The organism is Mesorhizobium sp. M7A.T.Ca.US.000.02.2.1, assembly GCF_003996995.1.
Taxonomy (GTDB): domain Bacteria; phylum Pseudomonadota; class Alphaproteobacteria; order Rhizobiales; family Rhizobiaceae; genus Mesorhizobium.
Genome location: NZ_RZTT01000593.1, coordinates 1 through 2,791, shown reverse-complemented (window position 1 = coordinate 2,791; position 2,791 = coordinate 1). Strand labels below are relative to the sequence as shown.

Below are 2,791 nucleotides of genomic sequence, written 5' to 3'. Positions count from 1 at the left end.
AGCTGATGGCGGTCACCACGGGCGAGGCCGCGGCGGATTATCTTGCCGACACAATCGGGCTCGGGCTGACCGCCACCTCGCTGATCATGACCGGCATCCTGATCGCGGCCCTTGTCCTGCAGTTTACGCGGAAATGCTATGTGCCGTGGGCTTATTGGCCGGCGGTGGTGCTGATCAGCATCGTCGGCACGCTGGTGACGGACAGCCTCGTCGACAGTTTCGGCGTGCGCCTGCAGACGGCAACCATCGCCTTCTCGGTCGCGCTCGCCGCGACATTCGCGGTCTGGTACGCCAGCGAAAGGACGCTGTCGATCCACACCATCTTCACCACCAGGCGCGAGATCTTCTACTGGCTGGCGATCCTGTTGACCTTCTCGCTCGGCACCGCCGCCGGCGACCTCGTCGCCGAAAGCTTCGACATGGACTACCTCACATCGGGGCTGCTGTTCGGCGGCGTCATCGCGCTGATAGCGCTCGCCTACTGGCTGCTCAGTCTCGACGGCATCCTGGCCTTCTGGCTCGCCTATATCCTGACGCGACCGCTTGGCGCTTCGTTCGGCCACCTGCTGTCGCGGTCGGCCAGGCATGGCGGCCTGGGTCTCGGCACCATCTTCACCAGCCTGCTCTTCCTTGGCTGTATCATTGCCCTCGTCCTGCACATGACCCTGAAGGAGGCAACCGACGAGGCGGACGAACTGTTGCTGGACCTGGACTAGGTGCAGGGCGGATGCGCTAGCGTTGACAATTGCCGAAAACCCCACCGCTTCGGCCAATCTTGAACGTTCTAGCGCCACCATACCTGCGCCTTCGTGACATCCTAGGAACAAGCCCATGCCGGTGATAGCCTCTCCACCTCGGCAACGGACCGGACCTTTCATGCGACTGCTTCTCGTCGAGGACGACCACAGGACGGCCGACTATATCGTCAGGGGACTGACCGAGGCCGGCCATATCTGCGACCTCCTGCGCAATGGACATGACGCGCTGTTCGCGGCGACCCGGGGCAATTACGACGTGATCGTCGCCGACCGGATGATCCCCGGCCTCGACGGCCTGTCGATGATCAAGGCGGTGCGCGCCGCGGGCGTACGGACGCCCGCGATCTTTCTCACCTCCGTCGGCGGCATCGACGATCGCGTCGAGGGGCTGGAGGCCGGCGGCGACGACTATCTGGTCAAGCCCTTCGCCTTTTCCGAGCTCCTCGCCCGCATCAACGCGCTTGGCCGGCGGCCGGCGGCGCAGGAGCAGAAAACCGTCCTGCGGGTCGCCGACCTCGAAATGGACCTGATCATGCGGCGGGTCACGAGGCAGGGCCAGCCGATCGACCTGCAGCCGCGGGAATTCAGCCTGCTGGAAGTGCTGATGCGCGGCGAAGGCCGCGTCATCACCCGCACCATGCTTCTGGAGCGCGTCTGGGATTTTCATTTCGATCCCAGGACCAGCGTCGTCGAGACCCATATCAGCCGGCTGCGGGCCAAGGTCGACAAGCCCTTCGAAACCCAGCTCATCCACACCGTCCGCAACACCGGCTACAGCCTGCACGCGCCGTCATGACCGGAACATGGTCCCGCCTGCTGCGCAGCACGCCGTTCCGGCTGGCCCTGACCTTCGCCTTCCTGTTCGTGCTCGCCTTCGTCCTGTCTGGCGCCATCGTCTACCAGATGATGAGCGCCGATCTTGCCGAGCGGCTCGACGACACCATCGAGGAGACCTACGCGGTCGTCGCCGCGACCTATGCCGAGAACGATCTCAAGGAGCTCGTCGAGACCGTCGGCAGCCACTCCCTGCGCAGCCCTAGGAAGGAGCAGCTGTTTTCGCTGACCGACGCGACGGGCAATCGCCTGGCCGGCAACTTCACCGCGGCAGGGCTTCCCGACGGCTTCTCGATGTTCGACACCGAAATGCCCGGCGTGCCGCCCGGCGCCGAGTACCGCGCCTATTCCGGCCCGGTCGGCGGCAACACCCTGACCGTCGCCTTTAGCCTTTCCGAGACGGAGGAGCTGGAGAGGATCGTGCTGATGAGCTTTGGCTGGGGAACCCTGATCATCACCGGGCTGGCGGTCGCCGGCGGCGCCCTGCTGGCCTCGCGGGTCCAGCGCCGTCTCGACGGCATCGCCGCCACCATGGTGGATGTCTCGCACGGACGGCTGGACACCCGCATTCCGCTGACCGGCAAGGGCGACGACATCGACATCGTCTCCAGCCAGGTCAATGCCGCGCTCGACCGCCTGTCGGCACTGGTCGAAGGCATGAAACAGGTCAGCGCCAACATCGCCCACGACCTGAAGACGCCGCTCAACCGGCTGCAGATGATCCTCGACACCGCGTCCGAAAAGAACCTGTCAGGTCAAAAGGTCGCCCGCGAACTGGCCGACGCGCATGCCGAGAGCCTGCAGATCAACGAGACCTTCGATGCCCTGCTGCGCATCGCGCAGATCGAGGCCGGCGCCCGCCGGGCGCGGTTCACCGATGTCGATCTGGGCGAGGTGCTGCAAACCATCGCCGAGATCTATGCCGATGTTGCCGAGGACGACGGAAAGTCGCTGTCGTTGGCGCAACCACAGGAAACGACGGACCGGATCCATGGCGATCGCGAGCTGTTGACGCAGATGTTCGCCAATCTGGTCGAGAACGCGCTGCGCCATTGTCCATCGGGCACGACGATAAAGCTGTCGGTGGCGCGCCAGGACGAACGCGTCGTTGCCGGCGTCGCCGACAACGGTCCCGGCATTCCCGCCGACGAACATGAAAAAGTGTTTCAGCGGCTTTATCGGCTGGACCATAGACAGTC

The 2,791-nt window shown here is 64.7% G+C and carries 3 protein-coding genes; all 3 read left to right on the top strand.

Annotated elements, in window-relative coordinates; genetic code table 11:
- Positions 1–716 (top strand): hypothetical protein (locus EOD15_RS32160; protein ID WP_127409200.1); only part of this gene is annotated, 716 nt, incomplete at its 5' end.
- Between the two features lie 160 nt (positions 717–876).
- Complete coding sequence (locus tag EOD15_RS32155) at positions 877–1,554, top strand: winged helix-turn-helix domain-containing protein (protein WP_127322135.1); 678 nt, start codon at positions 877–879, stop codon at positions 1,552–1,554.
- The coding region (locus EOD15_RS32150) for an ATP-binding protein (RefSeq protein WP_127409199.1) at positions 1,551–2,791 on the top strand (1,241 nt) is incomplete at its 3' end. The genes EOD15_RS32155 and EOD15_RS32150, both read left to right, overlap by 4 nt.